General features: G+C 47.1%; 15 protein-coding genes. 2 read left to right on the forward strand and 13 right to left on the reverse strand.

Annotated features, from left to right (window positions below):
• Positions 1–25: 25 nt before the first annotated feature.
• The 6 genes from ACJJI5_RS13030 to ACJJI5_RS13055 form a co-directional block, all read right to left on the reverse strand.
• Positions 26–1690, reverse strand: coding sequence for a hypothetical protein (locus tag ACJJI5_RS13030; RefSeq protein ID WP_445354282.1), 1665 nt, complete (start codon positions 1688–1690; stop codon positions 26–28).
• Between the two features lie 148 nt (positions 1691–1838).
• Positions 1839–2612, reverse strand: a complete 774-nt coding sequence (locus ACJJI5_RS13035) for a hypothetical protein (RefSeq protein WP_413665745.1) — start codon at positions 2610–2612, stop codon at positions 1839–1841.
• Between the two features lie 157 nt (positions 2613–2769).
• Complete coding sequence (locus tag ACJJI5_RS13040) at positions 2770–3522, reverse strand: class I SAM-dependent methyltransferase (RefSeq protein ID WP_445354283.1); 753 nt, start codon at positions 3520–3522, stop codon at positions 2770–2772.
• A gap of 472 nt (positions 3523–3994) precedes the next feature.
• Entirely contained in the window at positions 3995–4363 is a 369-nt protein-coding gene (locus tag ACJJI5_RS13045) for a hypothetical protein (RefSeq protein ID WP_445354284.1), read from the reverse strand.
• Between the two features lie 667 nt (positions 4364–5030).
• Entirely contained in the window at positions 5031–8213 is a 3183-nt protein-coding gene (locus ACJJI5_RS13050) for an efflux RND transporter permease subunit (protein WP_445354285.1), read from the reverse strand.
• Between the two features lie 11 nt (positions 8214–8224).
• Complete coding sequence (locus ACJJI5_RS13055) at positions 8225–9409, reverse strand: efflux RND transporter periplasmic adaptor subunit (RefSeq protein WP_445354286.1); 1185 nt, start codon at positions 9407–9409, stop codon at positions 8225–8227.
• Between the two features lie 272 nt (positions 9410–9681).
• Here ACJJI5_RS13055 and ACJJI5_RS13060 point away from each other — a divergent pair, with 272 nt between their 5' ends.
• Positions 9682–10344: a TetR family transcriptional regulator gene (locus ACJJI5_RS13060; RefSeq protein WP_413665740.1), complete on the forward strand. Its 663-nt coding sequence runs from the start codon at positions 9682–9684 to the stop codon at positions 10342–10344.
• Between the two features lie 179 nt (positions 10345–10523).
• Here ACJJI5_RS13060 and ACJJI5_RS13065 read toward each other — a convergent pair whose 3' ends face one another.
• Positions 10524–11624, reverse strand: a complete 1101-nt coding sequence (locus tag ACJJI5_RS13065) for a SagB/ThcOx family dehydrogenase (RefSeq protein WP_445354287.1) — start codon at positions 11622–11624, stop codon at positions 10524–10526.
• Positions 11625–11949: 325 nt separating this feature from the next.
• On the opposite strand from ACJJI5_RS13065, the gene ACJJI5_RS13070 reads away from it, so the two are divergent.
• A protein-coding gene (locus ACJJI5_RS13070; RefSeq protein ID WP_444897071.1) for an IS3 family transposase occupies positions 11950–13112 on the forward strand; the annotation gives its coding sequence in 2 pieces (ribosomal slippage) (positions 11950–12208 and positions 12208–13112; 1164 coding nt in all).
• 191 nt (positions 13113–13303) lie between these two features.
• Here the strand turns inward: ACJJI5_RS13070 and ACJJI5_RS13075 are convergent.
• The 6 genes from ACJJI5_RS13075 to ACJJI5_RS13100 all read right to left on the reverse strand — a co-directional run bounded on the left by ACJJI5_RS13075 (position 13304) and on the right by ACJJI5_RS13100 (position 20804).
• Positions 13304–16060 (reverse strand): TonB-dependent receptor, encoded by a 2757-nt coding sequence (locus ACJJI5_RS13075; protein ID WP_445354288.1) that lies wholly within the window; start codon positions 16058–16060, stop codon positions 13304–13306.
• 158 nt (positions 16061–16218) lie between these two features.
• Positions 16219–16914: a gluconate 2-dehydrogenase subunit 3 family protein gene (locus ACJJI5_RS13080; RefSeq protein ID WP_445354289.1), complete on the reverse strand. Its 696-nt coding sequence runs from the start codon at positions 16912–16914 to the stop codon at positions 16219–16221.
• Position 16915: 1 nt separating this feature from the next.
• On the reverse strand, positions 16916–18712 hold the full coding sequence (locus tag ACJJI5_RS13085; RefSeq protein ID WP_445354290.1) for a GMC oxidoreductase: 1797 nt from the start codon (positions 18710–18712) through the stop codon (positions 16916–16918).
• Positions 18713–18963: 251 nt separating this feature from the next.
• Positions 18964–19875, reverse strand: a complete 912-nt coding sequence (locus ACJJI5_RS13090) for a sugar phosphate isomerase/epimerase family protein (protein WP_445354291.1) — start codon at positions 19873–19875, stop codon at positions 18964–18966.
• On the reverse strand, positions 19872–20090 hold the full coding sequence (locus ACJJI5_RS13095) for a twin-arginine translocase TatA/TatE family subunit (protein WP_108733294.1): 219 nt from the start codon (positions 20088–20090) through the stop codon (positions 19872–19874). The genes ACJJI5_RS13090 and ACJJI5_RS13095 overlap by 4 nt, the downstream gene beginning before the upstream one ends.
• Before the next feature lie 3 nt (positions 20091–20093).
• Positions 20094–20804 (reverse strand): 3-keto-disaccharide hydrolase, encoded by a 711-nt coding sequence (locus ACJJI5_RS13100; RefSeq protein WP_445354292.1) that lies wholly within the window; start codon positions 20802–20804, stop codon positions 20094–20096.
• Positions 20805–20857: the final 53 nt, after the last annotated feature.

Below are 20857 nucleotides of genomic sequence, written 5' to 3' on the forward strand. Positions count from 1 at the left end.
GAACATAGCAAGTCAGTATCAACTTTCACCAGCTTGACTCATCAACGAAAGGCAGATCTCTTTCTTTTTTTATAGTGCCAATTCTCTCCTTCATTTCGGTATAGCTAGATATCTCTTCTAGGGCATTCTCCTCGGCGTGACCGGCTTTTTGCTCCACCGTGCCGGTTATAACCTGGCTCCCTTCCTCAATTTTAGAAAGCTTCAAATTTTCCATAAAGCTCCAAAGGGGGGATTTGGCGAGCTTCCCAGATTTCCTGGTATGAGAGTGATACCACCCATCTAAACCGAACTGATCATCGTTGTAGGCGACGTGAAGGAAATGTTTGGTTGACAAGCAGGTATAAAGATCAATTTTTCCATAATCGTCATATCCAACTTTGTACCAAGTCCTCTCATTAATCTTGAACCCTTGAGTATTATCACCTTTCGAGTGGGGAATGAGCATACCAAGAATAAACTGCTTGAATTGGTCCCCATCAGGAAGATAGTGGATTCGAAGCATAGCTGGATCACATAACTGAATCACTCGTACATCAAAGAAAACGGTCCCAATAGTTAAAGCGCAATCCTCCCCAAACTTGACGCTGCATTGAGCCATAATCTGATGAAAATTAAACCATACGTATGAACTTTCATCCTCCCACCGAGCCTCATCACCATTAAACCTCGGGTAACTTTCATCATCTTGTATAGGCGTAGTATAAGGGGCACCACCAGTGCCCGCTTGATCTTGTAGATTCCTTTTTCCAGAAAATGAGAGATGCCAATCACCTAGGTCGTAGTGGTGCACCGGCGCTCTATCAAATGGCAGCCAATGGATATCATCAACTTGCAATATAATTGGGAGATCTAAATCTAGTAAGTCCGCACTATCCACCCCTCTTGGCCACTCTTCTTCAATCCTGGCGGTATCGTTCTGTAGAGTGCTGGCTTCTACTTGTAAACTTTCATCGGCACTAGAGAGTTCCAAACATTGCATAAAACTCCACAAGGGAAGTTTACTTACTTGCAAAGCTTTTTTACTAGGCATATGGTACGGTGGCCAGAATTGGTTAACTATATATGCAACATGAAGAAGATGCTTATCTGACAGGGGGGTGTACAGGTTAAAACAGCAATTTAAGTTTCGATTCCCATCAATAATTTCATACCAATTCCGCCCATTGATTTCGTGCTCTTGGATTTCATCCATGTTACCCGCACTAAAGCAACCTAGATGCCCCATACTCAGTAGCAGGTCTTGCTTGTCACTATGCTGCTTGATAATATACGATTTCAACTGGCTACGATCAGAAATATCGATCGTTCCAGGCTTGGCCGGTTTTCGTATCTGGATTACTCGGATATCCAGGGCAATAGTTCCTATCGTCCAAGCTTCATTCCATTCAGGTCCTAAACTAGCAATCGCCGCAATAGGATGAAGCCTAAACCAAATATAAGGACTCTCATCATCCCATTGAGGCTCCGTATCATTGAACTTTGAATAACTTTCTTCACTGTGAATAGGAGTATAACGTGAGGTATATCTAGAGTTCTCACCAGGTTGCGCTCTCGATTCTCCATAAAATGATAAATGCCAGCCACCTAAATCATACTGATATTTCTCTGAGGAACTAAATGGACAGCAATATATGTCATCTATCTGCTCAATGATCGGGAATCTTAAGTCCAGAGAATTTACATCAAACATATTCAGTTCCAGCAAGTTCTAAATTCGCTTAACCCTGCTTACACAAGTAGAGTCACTATCACTATCTCAAATAGATTTTTTATTATAACTTTTTATTCAGCAGAACCTATCTATCGAGAAAGCATCAATAGGCATCCAACCTCTACCTCTAAGGTATAGACTTTATCACAGGGAAGTCCTTCTTCACTTTGGACAGTTTCAGGTTATCCATAAAATCCCACAAAGGGGATTTGCTGATTCGTAAAGCTTTTTTACTTGGGGTATGGTACGGTGGCCAGAAGTGGCTCGGTTCATAGGTAATTTGTAAGAGGTGCCTGTCTGACAACTGGGTATATAAATTAAAGCGCCAATTTAGATTTCGGCTTCCATCAACAACTTCATACCAGCTTCTCCCCTTAATCTTGTGCTCTTGTATCTCATCCAAACCCCATGCAGTAAAGGAATCGTGATAACCCTTTTCCAGCAATTTATCACAGCTTTCATTATGCATTTTGAAAATAAACTGCTTTAGTTGATTATGGTCAGAAACATTAAAAAGCCTAGATTGAGTTGACTCCCCTACCTGAATTACCCGAAAATCAAAGGAAGCAGCTCCAACAATCATAAAATCAGCCAACCCCACTTTCACACTACAGATCGTTGAGAGCGGGTATAGGCAAAACGAGATATAAGAAAACTCCCTCCCCCACTGAGACTTCATTTTATCGCGCCTGGAATAACTATGGCTCTCATCGATAAGGGTAGCAACTGGCGCATACTTGCTGTTGTCAAAGACTTTTTGCCGTCTCTGCCCGAAAAATGAAAGGCTCCAGTCTCCCAAAAAATATTGAAATGATGATGCCCTACGAAATGGAAGCCAATATATGCCTTTAACTTGTTCGATAAGGGGATAACATAAGTCTAAAGGATTCATGTCGGCCACAATTATCTCCCACCACTGTTAGTTTTATTTCTATATTCTCGACTACATGACAGTACTTGCTCGTAGAACTAAGATTTTTAATAATCCAGATCTTTCAACCCTTTACCTCTGAAATGGTCTGTTCTTCTCTCTAAGGCACCAGTAGCAATGCTTGCATTTACACCTTTTTGAAATAGAGTGAAACCCCAAGCGCACCACCATGATCCGTGAAATCCAGATAGCAATTTGACATAGCCTCCCTTTGAATCAGAGAAAGTAACCTATTTAAATCATAGTTATTCATCTGCATTCTTGGAGCCATAAAAGGATCGCCTTTAAGAAGGTTAAGGATATTCCCTGAAAAAGGCACAGTACTGCTCAAAAATGAAGTCAACCTTTTCAGTTTTGAAGTTTTGGTGTATGAAAAATGGGCAACGCAAACCCCACCCGATTCTAACTTATCAAGCAGAAGACGAAACAGTCTTTGCCCTTTTTTAACAGGAATATGTTGAAACACTATAAAGGAGTGTATGAAGTTGAATTTCCCTTGAGCAAGAGAAAGCTTCTCATCAGCTTTCACAAATTCAATATTCTTTAAGCCTTGCTCATGACTATTTTTTCTAGCCTCCATAAGCATCGAATCAGATATATCAACACCTGTAACATCTTCAGCAATATACGCTAAAGGGATCGCTACTCTTCCAACTCCACAGCCAAAATCAAGCGCCCTTTTGACGACAAAGCCATCATCTACATGCCGTTTCACTTTTGTCAGTATATTGTGAACATGGCTTTGTCCCGTTTTAAAGAAATCTTGCTTTGCGCTATCTGTTAAGTTTTCCTTCCTAAATTTTTCTTCGGTTAGAACACCGTAATAAGCATCTTCTTTGCCAAACTTTTCCCACTCTTTGTCAGAGTCAGCAATAAACATCGACATTCTCCCGCTACTACCTCACTCACTCCAAATCTAAGGCCATTTGAAATAAGCAATTCCATTTCACCACGAATACGAGACGATTGTATCAAGAAATGTCTTTCCAAAACGAATATTTATAGGGTACCGGTGTACCACTTCCATCCTCAAGGAACTCAAAGCATATTGACGTCTTTGGTAAGTCAGCTTCATTCAGGTTAAGTATTTCTTACAGAGACCCCAATCCTGTTTAGCTGCAACTTGATTCCACAATATATGGTTGATAGATAAGTATAAGCAACCCACCAAGGCACTGCATTTTGCCAACTGAACTATCAGAAATAATGAGCTTTTACTAAACGAATAGAGTTGCCTTCTCGATATAATTCAATGCGTTGAGCCCCTGCAACTTTAATTAGGGGCTATAAGTTTGAGACGGTTATCACATAAAAGGATATTTGTTTTTGAAATGTAGTAAAAAGACTATTATTTAGCTGTTCACCGCATCATCCATATACTTCACTGCCTCTCCTATAGAAATAGTGAACACTCCGGCATTGCCATTAATATATTCACGCTTCCATGAATTATAGCCATCCTCATAATCGGGTATCTCACACTCCCCCATTAGTTCAGATATGCTTGCCCCTAATGCCTCAATTGAAAACGGCATATGAGTAATTTCCTCAATGATCTCTCCACTATTAGGGTTATAAATTTTAATGCCTGAAATCTGAGCATGTACCACCATTGAATCGTCCTTAGACTCTTCAATTTTTAATATGATAACCCGCGAATCCTCCTCGCCCTCTCGATTATCATATTTCCACACTTGACCTTCTTTAACTTTTAAATCCATCCCGACTCTTCACTTTAAATTATCTGCTAATAACATTTATGCAATATCGGTGGCCCCATAGAAGTAATAATCTATGAACGTCCATATCAGGCTTCTATACTGCACTCTATCTAGCTTGGAAGTGAGGCTCAATCATGTATGGATAGCTACTCACCTTGCCTGGGATTAGCATTTTGACTCCAAACACTATTCGGCTTCTTGATTTAAATCATTGCTAGTGCTTCATTACTTCAGCGAATAATTTAAGGAGCCTCTGAATAACTTCGTGATACCTCTGGCATGCAGAGCGGTTCACAATCAAGGCGCGGCTTCGCAGGAATGTCTAGACCTTTCAAGAAGTCGCAACGCGGAGTGTGAGTCGCTCTGCAAGCCCCGAAGGGCGGGCCTTGAAGGCCACAGCTGCTGCGTTGCAGCCCTTGCAAAGGGCTAGAGCCATTCGCGGCAAGCTGCGCCTAACATCTGCAGCCTTCAAGACCCGCAGAGGCATTACGGAGTTGTTCAGAGGCTCCTTAAAACGATGACATGTTGGCGGAGCTGGAACTAAAGAGGTTCACTTTGTATCTTGAGACTCGCAGTAGCACCCTATTCAGGGATCTTGTGGCTTATGGTGGACCAGAAAGTAAAAAGCCAGGCCCATTAACCTGGCCTGGCTTTATTTACTTTATAGTTAAAGCGCTTCGGCCGCTTCTGCTCTCTCATTTTTTTCTGACGAAATGTCTTGTTTAGCCAGCTCCACTTCCTGCTTATGCACTCTCTTGCCAAACAACCGCTGCACCACAACAAAGAACAGTGGGATAAAGAAGATTCCCAGTAGAGTTCCAACAATCATGCCGCCGAACACACCGGTACCGATTGCCCTTTGGGCACCTGAGCCAGCTCCGGTTGCTATGGCTAAGGGCAACACCCCCAAACCAAAAGCGAGAGATGTCATTAAGATCGGACGCAACCTGTCCCGTACAGCTCGCATCGTAGCATCCACCAACTCCATACCGTCTTCCAAATTCTGTTTGGCAAACTCCACAATCAGGATGGCGTTTTTACTGGTTAGCCCCACTGTAGTCAGCATCGCCACTTGGAAGTAAATGTCGCGCTCCATGCCCCTTAGGCTATTGGCCAGTACTGCACCCAGGATTCCCAAAGGAGCCATCAATAGTACTGCTGTCGGTACTGTCCAGCTTTCATAGAGAGCAGCCAAACACAAGAACACGATCAAAAGGGACAAGGTATACAGCAATGGGGTTTGTGCTCCAGCAGAGCGCTCTTGATATGAGAGACCGCTCCACTCTATGCCAATACCAGCGGGCAGCTGTGCTACTAGGCGCTCAACCTCTTCCATTGCCTCACCAGAACTGACTCCGGGGGCAGCCTGCCCATTAACCTGCATTGATGGAACGCCGTTATAGCGCTCCAAGCGGGGGGAGCCGTACTCCCAACCAAAGCTTGCAAAGGAAGATAGCGGTACCATATCGCCTAGATCGTTACGCACTGACCACAATTGGAAGTCTTCCGGGACCATTCTAAAAGGAGCATCAGCCTGCATATACACGCGCTTTACTCGTCCGCGATCGATAAAGTCATCAATATAAGAGCCACCCCAAGCCGTACTCAAAGCGCTATTGATATCATCAATAGAAAGACCGAGCGCTGCTGCTTTCGCATTATCAATTTTCACACGAAATTGCGGAGTATCCTCCTGGCCATTGGGGCGAACATTCGCCAGAAGTTCACTTTGTCCGGCCATTCCCAGAAACTGGTTCCTGGCTGCAGTTAATGCCTCATGGCCCAAACTGCCATTATCCTGAAGGTAGAAGTTGAAACCACCAGAAGAACCCAACTCAGGGAGTGGCGGAGGTGCAAAAGCGAAAGCCATCGCATCTTTAATTTGCATCAGGGCGCCCATCGCGCGCATAGCGACCGAAACGGTGCTTTGCGTTTCCTCTTCCCGCTGGGACCAATCTTCCATATTGACGAAAACAATACCGGTATTCTGTCCGCTACCGGCAAAACTAAAGCCTTGCACGGAATATACAGACTTAACGGTGCCCTGTTCGTTATCCAGAAATTGGTCTTCCACTTTCTTTATGGAGCCCATAGTACGCTCCTGGGTTGCGCCCACCGGCGCCTGCACCATAGAAAAGAGCACGCCTTGGTCCTCATCCGGCAGGAAAGAGCTCGGTAGACGCAGAAACAGAAAGGCCATTGCGGCGGAGAGCACTGCAAACAACAACATAAATCGGCCGCTGCGTTTAAGAATACCTTGCACCCCGGTCTGGTAATGCTGACTACCCTTTTCAAAGTTTCGGTTGAACCAACCAAAAAATCCTTTTTCTCCGTGACTCTCACCCTTAGAAATCGGTTTGAGCAAGGTTGCACACAGCGCTGGTGTCAAGATAATCGCCACCAACACTGACAGCGTCATAGCTGCAACAATGGTGGCGGAGAACTGACGATAGATCACACCGGTAGCACCATCCATAAATGCCATAGGTACAAACACTGCCGATAGCACCACGCCAATTCCGATCAGAGCCGCAGTAATCTGCCGCATCGACTTCTTGGTAGCCTCTTTCGGTGATAGCCCTTCCTCCTGCATCACGCGCTCGACATTCTCCACTACTACGATGGCGTCATCTACGAGGAGGCCGATCGCAAGCACCATGGCAAACATGGTGAGCATATTCACCGAAAAGCCCAGCGCAGCCAGTACGGCAAAAGTGCCCATCAACACTACTGGCACTGCAATCGTTGGGATTAAAGTGGCGCGGAAATTCTGGAGGAATAAGTACATCACCAGGAATACCAACACGATCGCCTCAATCAAGGTACTGATAACCCCCTTAATCGAGACCTCGACAAATGGCGTCGTATCAAATGGAACTACCGAAGTGAGGCCACGCGGGAAGTAAACTTCCAGCTCCTTCAGCTTGGACTTTACTGCATCCGCAGTTTCTAAAGCATTAGCCCCAGTCGCCAAGCTAATAGCGATACCTGAAGCGGGCTGACGGTTATAGCGGGAAATGAACTCATAGCTCTCAGCTCCCAGCTCAACACGGGCAATATCTCCAAGCCGAAGCAGAGAACCGTCCCCATTGGCTCGGACGATAATATCTCTGAACTGCTCAGGGGATTGCAAGCGTCCCTGGGAAGTAATCGCTGCATTCAACTGCTGCCCCGGGATTGCTGGCGCAGCGCCAAGGCTCCCCACTGTAACCTGAGCATTTTGCGCTCGTACTGCGTCAGCGACATCACTAGGCGCGAGGCCATAAGTGTTGAGCTTATTGGGATCAAGCCAAATCCGCATGGCGTACTTGGAGCCAAACACTCGAACATTACCGACTCCCGGTACTCGACTTATCGGGTCAACGATGGCCGAGTTGATATAGTCTGCAATGTCATTGCGATTCATGCTGCCGTCTTCAGAAACAAAACCGGCAACCATCATGAAGCCGCCCCGAGACTTACTAACATTCACACCTTGCAGCTGAACTTCCTGGGGTAACAGCGGCATTGCCAGTTGTACTTTGTTTTGTACCTGGACCTGGGCCGTGTCTGGATCAGTTCCATTCTCGAAGGTCAGTGAAATGGAAACGCCGCCATTAGACTGACTGGTGGCAGACATATAAAGGAGGCCATCCAGCCCCTTCATATTACGCTCAAGAATTTGGGTCACCGAGTCCTCAACCACCTTGGCTGAAGCCCCTGGATAATTTGCTTCAATACTCACCGATGGAGGGGCAATATCCGGGTAGCGCTCTACTGCTAACTTGCCGATGGATAGTACACCTGCCAGCATCGTGATAATTGCCAGCACCCAGGCAAAGATGGGCCGATTGATAAAAAAACTTGCCATAACCCCTACCCTTAAGACCCCTGCTGTGCAGGCTCTTCGCCGGCCTGTTGATCACCTTCAGCCGCCGGCAGCTGCTCATTTTCGCGCTCGCTGGCCTGTACCGGGGCTCCCGGGCGAATTTTCTGCAGCCCGGCAACTACGACCCGGTCCCCGGCCTCGAGCCCATCTTCCACTAGCCAGCGATTGCCAATCGTACGACTAACCCGCACAGATCGCTGTGCAACCACATTTTCCTCATTAACAACCATGGCTGAGGTATTGCCCTTAGGGTCCCGCGCAATTCCCTGCTGAGGTACCAGAATTGCATCTTCACGGACACCACTACCGATAATTGCGCGCACATACATACCCGGCAACAGCATGGTATCCGGGTTTGGGACAACTACTCGCAATAACACGCTGCCCGTTGAGGGGTCGACACTGGCTTCGGCAAATTCCAGCTTGCCCTGGTGTTCAAATTCGCTGCCATCTTCTAATAGGATTGTCACAGGGAGATGAGTGGCGTCGGCCAGTGTGCCGGCTTGAAGCGCTCGACGGAGGCTAACAAGCTCAGCTGCCGACTGGGTAACCTCAACGTAGATCGGATCTAACTGCTGCACAGTAGCCAAAGTCCCGGCCTGATTGGCCGTTACCAGAGCGCCTTGAGTAACAGTAGATTTGCCAATTCGGCCCGTAATCGGAGAGGTGACACGCGCATATTCCAACTGGATTTCCGCCCTCTGCAGCTCTGCCTGAGCTGCGGCTACGTCGGCTCGGGCCTCCTGAAGGTCGGCCTCTGCAGCATCATTTTCCTGTGTGCTAACAGCACCATTACCCACCAGGTTCGCGGTACGCTCGGCTTTGAGGCGAGCGATGTTCATAGCCGCCTTTGCGCCTTGAAAATTTGCTCTGGCACTATCGACGTCAGCACGATAAAGAGCGTCATCTAGCTGGTAAAGCGGCTGATTTGCACTGACTTGGCCACCTTCACGGAACAATTGGCGTTTTATGATGCCATTAACCTGCGGGCGAACCTCGGCCACTTTAAAGGGTGAAGTCCGCCCCGGCAGCTCCCTGGTAAGAGTGACGGATTCCGGCTGAAGTGTGACTACGGTCACTTGGGGGGCCATTCCCGGTGGAGCCGAAGCTTCTTCGTTACATCCCGCCAACAATACGGAAGCGACCAAAAGGCTGGTGAGAGCTCGGGCTTTTAACATGGTTACCTCTAAAAATGACTGCGCAGACAAAATATTGGCAGTTAGCGGAATTTTTAAGTGACAAGGAAATCTGAGCAAAGTAGCGTGGCATTTTATGAGTACGTAGGAAACAGGATCAACTGTTCATAATCGTGCAATTTTCATCTAACATGCACTTTCATCCAGTATATTCAGGGGTTTGCACATAAAACCCCTTTGCACACTTGCGGTTAAACGCTGCAAAAATGAGCCAGAGTGAAACTAATAATTGATTAAAGAAGCCGCTGTTCCCTATGACCAAACGCAGAAATGAGCAAATTTTGACCACCCGTGAGCGTATATTAAACGCCGCGCTCAATGTGTTTCATGAATATGGAGTGTGTCGCCCTTCCCTTTCCGAGGTTGCAAAGCTGGCTGGAGTTAGTTGCGGTGCTGTTACCGACCACTTTCACAGCAAAACCGGTTTGCTACTCGCTCTGACAGAACGCATGGTACTACCCGGCGAACAACTTTGTCATAACGCCGGCGAGCAACTCAACGCCAATCCCCTCGGTACACTGCGAACCCGCTGGGTGTGGCTGTTTCAGGAAATTGCTTGTAACCCAGAGTGGCAGCAGGTACTTGAGATTATCTTCCATCCCTGTGAAGAAAAGGTTACCGAGAACAATGAAGCCCACTTGCGTATGAAGCAAGGGCGCACCCGCGGGCTTGAGCGAATGGCACAACTGATTGCCCTCGCAGTATCCGAGCGCCAACTGCCCGAAGATCTTGATACAGACCTCGCGATGCAGATGTTACACGGTGGCCTGTTCGGTGTGATTGAAACTTGGCTCTTATCCTCAAGAATTGAAGATATCGGCGAACTCGGTGAACGCTATATCGACTCTCTAATCGATATGATCCGCTTCTCCCCCACCATGCGCTTAAGTTCACGGTTGGTCCACACCCTGCACTAACGCACCCTATCCTTATCTACTTCGGTGGGGCATACTGCTTTGCAGTTTTCACCTCACCATAAGTACCTTTTCTCTTTTATGCTCATTGGAAGTCCCAAACTGGTTATTTTGGCCCTGAAATCATCGATTACCGCAATGTCAAACTTCTTTTTTCAGGCAAAACATTTAACTATTACTCATTAATCCAATTTTGTTGAATCAGAAGGCAAGTACTCTACCGGGAAACAGGCATGCTCTCCTTCCCCAATAGCCATAAAAAAGACCATGGCGCTATCCTTATCCAGCTTCAATAGGCTCTCAAACTCTTCATCATAAAAAGCGCCGGCTATAAACACGTCTTGTTTTAGGGAATGAGCGTAGAGAAATATATTCTCAGATAAATGACCCGCTTCAAGGTAAGCCATCCGATAGATACGAGAATGACGATACTTAGACCAGAAACGATTAAATTTGCATACAAAGCAAATATTAACTGCGGCACCCTCGGCATAGGGTTGACCTACCAACAAACGACGTATCTTATCATGGCTAACAGCATCGCCGACTTTGGTTAATCCATGATCAATCGGATTATAGAGGTAAATGCCAGGATCAATTCCCTGTACCGAGTGCACTATAAGATATATATCTGTAGCTTGTAAGGCGCCGCCAGCAGGGCTACTGCGAAAATATCCAAAATAGTTTATTTTGTTTGAGTGGGCCTTATAAAATTTTTCAACAAACGGAGAGGTACGAAATTTTACACAATGAAAGAGTATTTTTTCCAAAAGCTCACGTTTTAAAGTGGTACCCGGTACAAATTTTCGTGAAGAAAACCGGGTCCCAAACACAGATTCCAGCTGATTGGTGATAGGAAAGCTATTCAGTGGAATATCCACTTCTGGATAATTGTACTTGCCTTTAGCCTTTTCCGGCACTTGTTTACAGTAGTCAACATACTGCCCTACCCAAGATACCCTGGGATCTTCACTGTCCCCTTCTTTGTCCTCAGTTGAGGGCGGTAACGAAAGCTTGGTGCCATAATGGTAAAACCAAGATAGTACATCCCAACCCCATTGTTTCCGGGCTAGATCACCACTGATGAAGGCCCCATTACTTTGAAGAAAATCTGCTGCCTTAGTTTCTCCTGTCTGCACATCGGAATAAAATTTATCCAGAATATTTATGAGGGTTTCTTTATCCAAAGCCCACTGATCGTGATGAACAACATCCCACAAGATGACTTCATTTTCACTGAAATAGAGAAAGAAACTATCTAATAAAGCGGAACCTTTCTTCATCGCTTAACCATCATATTTAGTAATATTGGTAAGAAAACTAGAACGGCAGAATCTCTGAAATCTAAATTAATTTTTACTACCCTCAAGTGAGACGTCCCTATATTTAAGAGCCATCTCACTTTTCAAAATAACTACCTTCTATTAACAGGTAGTGTAGACTGCGACAGCAACTCCCAGAGCATAGGGTGCTGTGTCTTCTATATATACTTTAAACATGACAAATCCCTCCATTCAAACTACTTTAAATTACTCCTCCACTTGAGTGATCCTACCCACCAAAGACGGACACTCTCTTAAGCGATAAACTACGCAGCAGAGGTGCCCTATGACACGATCAAGTAAATCAACCAAAACCACTCGTAAAAAATACTCAGAGGAATATAGAAAAGATGCCCTAGCACTGGCGGTCAAGGTAGGGGTAAGCGTTGCCGCTAAACAGCTTGGGTTACATCCTTCCCAGATTTACGGATGGCGAAGCAAGGCTAAGTTACATCAGAGCCGAGGGGATGCCGAGAGAGAGCTGGCCACAGAGAATGCTCGCCTTAAGCGGCAGCTGGCTGAGCAGGCAGAGGAGCTGGCGATCTTAAAAAAGGCCGCAGCGTACTTTGCAAAGAGCCTGAAATGAGGTACGCCTTCATGCTAAAGCACAGGCATAAGTTCAGCATCAAAGCGATGGCTAAGGTATTGAGCGTATCTCGCAGTGGGTTTTACGATTGGGTGTCAAGATCGGCCGATCAATCCAAGCGCCAGCAGTACCAAATGGAGCTTGATGGTTTGGTACAGCAGCGCTTTATAGCCAGTAAAGAACGTAGTGGCGCCCCTCGCCTGACGAGGGAATTGGCCAGTGAGGGGAGTAAATATAATCAAAAAACAGTTGCTGCCAGCATGCGTCGACAGGGCCTACGGGCTAAAGCCGCCAAGAGATATAAAGCCACAACCTACTCAAAACATGGTCTGCCAGTGGCCCCAAATCTGCTCGAGCAGAACTTCAATACTGAAGCGCCGAATCAGAAATGGGTCGGGGATATTACCTACCTACGAACAGAAGAGGGTTGGTTATATCTGGCTGTAGTGATAGACCTATATAGTCGGCTGGTTATTGGTTGGGCGATGTCAGAAACGATGACAGCTACATTGGTCTGTGACGCCCTTCAAATGGCTTTATGGCGACGTAAGAAACCTACAAATGTTATCGTGCATACTGACAGGGGAAGCCAATATTGCTCTAAAGATTATCAATCTTTAATTACAGCTTATGATCTGCGGTGCAGCATGAGCGCCAAAGGTAACTGCTATGATAACGCCTGCGCAGAAACGTTCTTCCACTCACTTAAGGTAGAAGTAATCCATGGTAACCGCTTTCCTACAAGGTGCCTCATGCGGGAAACCGTATTTGAGTATATAGAAATAGACTACAATCGAAATCGCTTACACAGCGCCAATGGCTATCTCAGCCCTGAGGCGTTTGAGGAACAACTAGTCGCTTAGTGGTGTGTCCGTTGTTGGTGGGTAGGATCAGAGTACTAGTATAAAATGCACACATTTCCTAGATTGAATTGATATATGAGAGCTAATAAAATACTCAATTGCGCCTAAACTGAGTACGCTGATATGAAATTAAAAATTTTCAGAAAGGTGCGGACACATCCCTGTGTCCGCGTGACTGGGTGGCAATCAGGTTAGAAGCTATAAGTCAGCCCCATATAGGCTCGTCGCCCTGAATATGAGGAGCCCCAAACCCTATTTTCCTCGCCCCAATATCTATCCACCTTCTCTTCGGTAAGATTGATTATGGAGGCGGTCAATGTCAGGTTATCCATCAAACGATAAGACGCATTAATGTCCAACTGATCGTATTCATCAGTGAAAGTGTTCATGCCATTGTGGAATCCGTCTGCGTAGTCACTGCGATAATTGTAAGAAGCGCGAATGCTAAAGTCGGTATTTTCATAGTAGAGGGACAAGTTATATTGGTCCTTCGAAGTGCCGGCAATTTCTGTTTTGGTTTTGATACCTTCAGAGTCAATCTCAGCTAGCTCTGTATCTGTGAAGGTATAGTTTGCATAGACTCCCAAGCCACTATCAAAGGCATACTGAACAAACAGCTCTACACCTTGCGCGATAGCATCAGTGCCATTGACCGGCATAGACATAGACACTGTCCGGGTGACACCATCGATATCCCTTGTCACCATGGAACTGCCGTTGATTACAAACGAAGCAATATCTTTTCTGAACAAGGTCAGTCCTGCAGCAGAGGCATCATCGAAATACCACTCCAGACCCAAATCAAACTGATCAGCTTTATAAGGCTCCAATTCAGAATTGCCCGCATACCCCTGACTGACTGTTGAGCCGGGCAAAGGAGCGTGGATCACTTCTGAACCACCGAGATTATCGTATTCCACTCTCGCTACGACTCTGGCGAGAGCTGCGCGCATAACCAGTTCATCGGAGATATCCCAAGCGATATTAGCACTAGGTAAAATATCAGTATTGCTGCTGTCACGAATATTGGGTTCGTCCTGTAAGACCCCATCAATATTGTCGTAGGTGCTCGCATACTGCTTGGTCTGGACTGCTCGAATGCCAAAGTTTCCGCGCAGGACTGCCGAGGCAAAATTCTGCTGTACATAAGCAGCCGTAATTTCCTCACCAACACGGTAAACCTGATTTTTCTCGATGATTACCTTAGGGTCACCATAGGTTGCGTATAGAAACTCTTTTAACTTATCAAACTCCAGATAAGCGAAATTTGGCACATTCACACCGCCGATAATATTATCGAGAGGGCCGTTTGAAAGGATATCGATTGTGTCGGGCACACCATCGGGGTCAGTGTGGAATGAATCACTTGGCCACCAGGGGTAACAAGCTCCATCAACATCACCCCAGTTAATCGTTGGACAGGGAGGATTATCATCATCCCAGGATTGTTTGGTGATGCGGCGGTTTATCTCATGGTCCCGGTACTTAACCCCAACATCCAGGGAGGTAAGCCAGGCATAATCCATATCGATGGAAACGTCCAGCTGGTAGTAACTCTCCTCGTCCTCGCTGCTGGTCCAATGGGATGAGAACCAGTCATATAAAGGATAAGTGTTGGGATCTCCCAGATCTGCACTGGTATCAATTTCAGCAGTACCACTGCTGAGATCCCAGCTCCAATCGGTTGCAGTGCCATAACGGGAATTGACTGATGCAAACAATTTCTCAGAGGGGCCGCCCTCTGCACTGGTATTACCGACTACCAACCGAGCACTATATCCATCTCCCTCGTAACTGATATTGAAATCCAGCGTATCCGAAACATATTCCGCTCGAGTGTAGTCACCAGCTACCTGTGGAGACTGTAACTCTGCCTGGCCCCGATCGAGCATACCAATGCCGAGAAGAGTATCACCATCTTCATCAAACTTGAGACTGCCCGGCGCTATTGCATCCCCGTAGTTCCACTCAGGAAATACGATACGATAATTCTCTGAGTTGCCGCCCAGCTCAAAGCGGAAATAATTGACACCAAATTCCAGCTGTTCTACCGGACGCCATTGGGCACTTAGCTGCATGCCATCCCGGGTCCGATCCTCTTCCAAGACACTACCGACAACGGCTCGCGGCGCATAGAAATCCCGGTATTCATTACCACCGATATCCACCATCGCCCCCCTGGCCTCTACGCCAGCCTGGGGGGACTCATCTCCCTGCCAACCCCAGTTTTCTACCGAGGTGCTAATTACCCGGTTCTGACGATCCTGCTTTGAGTACCCAAACAATACACCAAAGGTTTCCTGATCATTTTTCCATGAGTAAAAACCGGTGTACTGAGGTTCGTACTCCCCAGTAACATCAGCATAAGTACTCTCAATGGATAACATGCCCTCCCCGGAATCCAGGTCCAGTGGCTTGCGGGTGTGTAAAATTACAGTACCACCTATCCCGCCTTCATCCAGTTTTGCTTCTGGACTTTTATACACATCCGCTCGGGATATCATCGCTGAGGGTAGCAACGCGTAGGAAAATGATCGGGATGGATCATCACCGGGAGTGGCTATATAGTTTCCATTTAGCTGGGTAAAAGTGAGCTCAGGTGCAGTTCCTCGGATACTTACCTCCGCACCTTCTCCGCCGCTTCGAACGATGGATACTCCCGGGACCCTCTGCAAAGAGTCCGCAACATTCTTATCGGGGAATTTACCCATATCTTCAGCGGTGATTGAGTCTACCACCGCATTGGAAAAACGCTTTACATCGAGATTTTTCTCCATGCTCCGGCGAATACCCAATACCTCTACTTCCTCTAGCACCAGACCCTCTGTATCAGATTCACTGGTGCTCTGGGCATTTGCCATACCAACAACACTGCACAGCACTAGAACACTTACAGATGTCCGCAATAGATCTAGCTGGCGATTTGTATTTAAGGGTATCTCTCTCATTGCTCAAATTTCTCTTTTATTATTTTTTTCTAGCTTTCCGTTCACCCTAAAAGCCCGACATATCATTTGCCGGGCCACCGGAATATGCCCTACTCTTATCGATCCAATTCTGTCTCGATATTTTTATATGTGCGTATAGCGCTAAAGCAAAAAGCGTTTTAGCTATCCAAGCCAAGTCGCTTGAGAACTTCAGGGGGCGCTCCAGGAAAACTCGCCATTGGTCGGTTACCCACATAACCAATATCCGCCATACCTTCCTCGGTGGTATAGAAAGCGGTGGACACGAGAACTCGAACTTTGGCAAAGAAACGAGCACCAGCCTGGAACTCTGGCTTCGCCGTGCGAGTCCACTTGATATCCTCACAGATGGCTACTTTTTGAGGTTCATTCAGATCGACAAAGGAACCTCCAAATCTGCGCTTGGACTCACCCTCCAGCCAAACAACCCCTCCCCGAATCGTGACAAGATCTGCTTTGTTATTGGAATATGGGGCGCTGACATATTCATTGATGTAGTGATGGGCCCCTACTGAAGAGGCACTCGGAGAAGTTTTATCCGCGGGAATAATGACGTCGCAAAGTGCTGCCAATACCGCTAACTCACCCATTTCAAGCTGCATCTCCCAAGGCACAACGGGATTAAGGAGATCCGGATCTGTCGGCGTACCCCTGGCCAGAGTCTGCTTCGGGGCATCCAGGTTCTTTACTACCGGTTCAGCCGCGGGCACCTCCTCTTTCACTACAACTTTTTGCGCTACTTTCTCAGAACAGCCAATGACTGGAACTGCAGCAGCGGTGGTAGCAATCAAACGCAGGGCGTTGCGCCGACCCAGATTGGTTTTTTCCTCGCTCATATCAGATATTCCTCTTCTTGAACTGGTCCACGATGTAGTCGCAGGTGCGCCAGGCCAGCGCCATAATGGTCAGGGTTGGATTCTTATCAGCATTGGAGACAAAGGGTGCGCCGTCAGTAAGGAAGAGATTCGGTACTTCCCAGGACTGGCAGTAAGGATTGAGCACGGAATCATTCGGATTTGAGCCCATGCGCGCGGTGCCGACTTCGTGAATAATCGCACCGCCGTTGATAATTGCCTTGGCACCGTCGGTTTGCACGGTAGAGGTGACCTTACCGCCCATACCTTCAATGATTTCAGCAAAGGTTTTGTGCATGTGAGCGGCCTGGTTCAATTCCTGGTCACTCCATTTCCAATGGAACTTCAACACCGGGATGCCCCACTGGTCTACCTGATCCTTATCAATTTCACAGTAGCTGTCCTCGTTGGGAATCATTTCCCCGCGACCGTCAAACCACACAAAGGAGCCGTAGTAACGCCGGCAGGCTTCTTTCAAGTCTTTGCCATAAGCGCCACTGGTAAAATCACCCATACCGCCGAAAGCACCTGCGCCCGGCATACTGCGACCACCGCCGAATTCAATGTGGTAACCACGGGCAAAATCCAAGTCACCACGTAATTGTTCCTTGTACAACCACCAGGGCATATACATGTGCATCGCCGATGCGCCGTCCTCGTTGTGGGCAGGCATACTTTCCAAAGCGGGAATCTGCCCGCCGATACCAGCTCCCACTGTATCCATCAGGTATTTCCCTACGGCACCGCTGCCATTGGCGATACCATCGGGGAATAAAGTGCTTTTGGAATTAAGGAGAATGCGCGAAGTTTCAGCCGCACTGGCTGCAACAACTACAGCGCGGGCACTGGCAAATCTTTCCTGACGGGTATCTTTATCAATATAAATAACCCCGTTTGCCTTACCTTTTTTATCAACGGTAACTTCACGCACCATGGCATCAGTAATGATATCCAGGTTGCCCGTCGCTAATGCCGGTGGCAGTAGTACCGTCGTGGACTGGAAATTCGCCTTAATTGAGCAACCGCGCCCACAGGGCGTGGCCCAAAAACAGGCTGCGCGAGATTTCATTGATTCCCGGGTGACGTCCTGGGCCAATTTATTGTCCGGGAATAATTTCTGCGGAATCTTTTCGTGATCTAGACGCTCGCTAAGAATAGCCAGGTGAGAGGGAATTACAGGGATCCCCAGCCTATCGCACGCTTTTTTGGCTAGAAGTTCATAGGCACGGGGCTTCGGGGGTGGCAGCAGCACTCCTTCGGAGGAGTCAGGAGTGTTTTCTAACCCCTCGTTAGTGCCATAGACACCAATGAGCATCTCGGTTTTATCGTAGTAGGGAGCGAGATCGTTGTAACTGATCGGCCAATCAAAACCGAGTCCATCCCTTGAGTAGGGTTTAAAATCATACTCACCCATTCGCAGGGAAATCCGTCCCCAATGGTTCGTGCGGCCACCCAGCATACGGGCACGCCACCAGTCAAAACGACGGCCTCTTTCTCTGGAGCCCTGAGTGTAGGGTTCGCCGGGTACCTGCCAACCCCCGTCAACCGTTGCATCATAGAAACCGAACGGCTTTTCCGGTGTGCTCCCCCCACGCAAAGGTGCATCTTTTGGGAGGTTAAACATTGGGGTTTCCTTGACTGGGTCATAGGATCTCCCCGCCTCCAGCAATAGAACCTTTAGCCCTGCAGTGGCTAGTACATAGGCAGCCATACCGCCGCCAGCACCAGATCCAACAATCAGTGCGTCATACTCTTTCTTCTCGAAGTCATCATTCGGCATCGCCTCTCTCCTACTTCATCAATTATTTTTGTTTTACTCGTTTAATTTTAATTAACTTATAAGATAAATCTGTAACCGGTTACATTTTTTGTCAAAATTTTTTATTTATCCGTTACATCTAATGTCTAACTTATGTTTTTTAACCAAAGAGATTAATTTTTATAAACATTTTTAACGAACCCAGAAATCCCTAAATATTCTGATCAAAAAATGAGAGTAACCGGTTACATTTTTAACCAAATAATTATTGCTTACTCACTATATAGATCACCCTGTCGCGCCAAGCGCAGCAAAAGCTCTTTCGTTGCTTTGATCCCCCAGTCTTCATCGCCGGCGCCTTCATACTCAATCCCGATATACCCCTTGTAGCCCGCCTTTTGAATTATCCGCAGCATCCGGGCAAAATCCGTATTGGTCTCATTTCCCCGCTTATCAAATGAAAAACTCTTTGCGCTGATTCCGCGGGCAAAGGGCATCAACTGCTCTACTCCCAAGTAGCGGTCGTAGTCACCAAAGTTTCCAAAGTCTGGCAAACTTCCACAGTTCGGCATATCCACTAACTGTAATAACTGGGATAACCAAAGTCCGTTTGCGGAATAGCCACCGTGGTTCTCCACCACAATATTGATGTCGAAATCCAAGGCAAACTCTGAGAGAGCCCGCAGCCCATCTCTACAAGCGGAACTAACCTCTCTGCTACTACCCTGTCCGCCAGCATTCACCCTGATAGAGTGGCAACCCAAATATTTGGCCGCTTCAACCCACTGGAAATGATTTTCTACCGCTAGTTGTCTTTCGCTAGCATTTGGATTGCCAAGATCACCTTCTGCATCAACCATAATCAAAAGGCTTTTAACCCCGTGATCTATTGCACGCGCTCTCAACGCTGAAAGAAAATTCTGATCCCTGGCCTTATCGGCAAAAAACTGATTGACATACTCTACCGCGTCAATTGCAAATGCCTTTCTTGCCTTAATAGGGAAATCCAATACCTTGAGAGCGCCACTTCGCAATTGCCGATGCAGGGACCATTGGGCCAGGGAAATTTTCACGGGGCCACCCGGGGCATTGGTAATGATTCGCCCACTATTGCCAAACAAGGGTGCGGTAAAAGCAGCTGCAGCCAAGCCGGCACCAACCTGTAGCAAAGTTCTACGCTTCATTCCCGCTCCCCTGCTTGGAGTAGATTGCCAGACAAGTTACCTGGGGAATCTTCTCTAGTGCCATCCTTATCGCTTTGATGCAATGAGCGGCGGAAACCACTAATCGCTCCTCCAAGGTCTTCTCCCAGACGGCGGATCTTGCCACTACCAAATAGTAGAACCGCTAACACAAGAACAATAAGTACCTGCCAAATACCCACGCCTGAAATACCCATGATTTACAGCTCCCGAATTCTGATATTGCGGTACCACACTTTGTCGCCGTGGTCTTGTAAAGCAATAAAGCCGCTCTCACTACGGGCAAAATCGGGGTAAGAGGAAAACTTACTGCTGGCAAGACGTGTATCCCAATCTTCAGACCAGAGTTCATAGCTGACAATCATGCTTCCATTCAGCCAATGTTCAACCCGACCATTCTCCACTCGAATACGCGTTTTATTGAATTCTCCTGCCGGCTTTACCTCCTCTTCGCTGGGTGCATACAAGTCGAAGACTGATCCTGCGCTGTGGCTCAGTTTTTCCAGTTCGGGAAAAGCACTGTTATCAAGCACCTGGTATTCCATACCTGACATCCAGACTGGTGCATTGCCACCAGCTACCCGATAAATAATGCCGCTGTTGCCGCCTTCGGATATCTTCCATTCCAGTTCCAGCTCAAAATCAGAAAACTTCTCTGCAGTGACGATATCCCCTGCTCCACCCGCAGTGAGCACCAGGTTGCCATCAACGACCTGCCAGGCCTCTCCTACATGGGAGCCATTGGCACCGGTCCAACCCTGCAACGTTTTACCGTCGAATAAATGCCTCCAGTCCTTATCCGCTTGTATACCGGACTTTTCCGGCATCCGTTCGCAACCCCCTAGTGTGACTAGTAGTGCTGCAGAGGCCAGTAAAGACGTGCAAAATTTTGTCTCAGTGAATTTTTTCATCGTTGTTATCTCCACATGAATTGGTGTTTATCTAATCAGTTCGCCGTGATGGT

It is taken from the genome of Microbulbifer maximicatervae (SeqCode), from assembly GCF_052467955.1.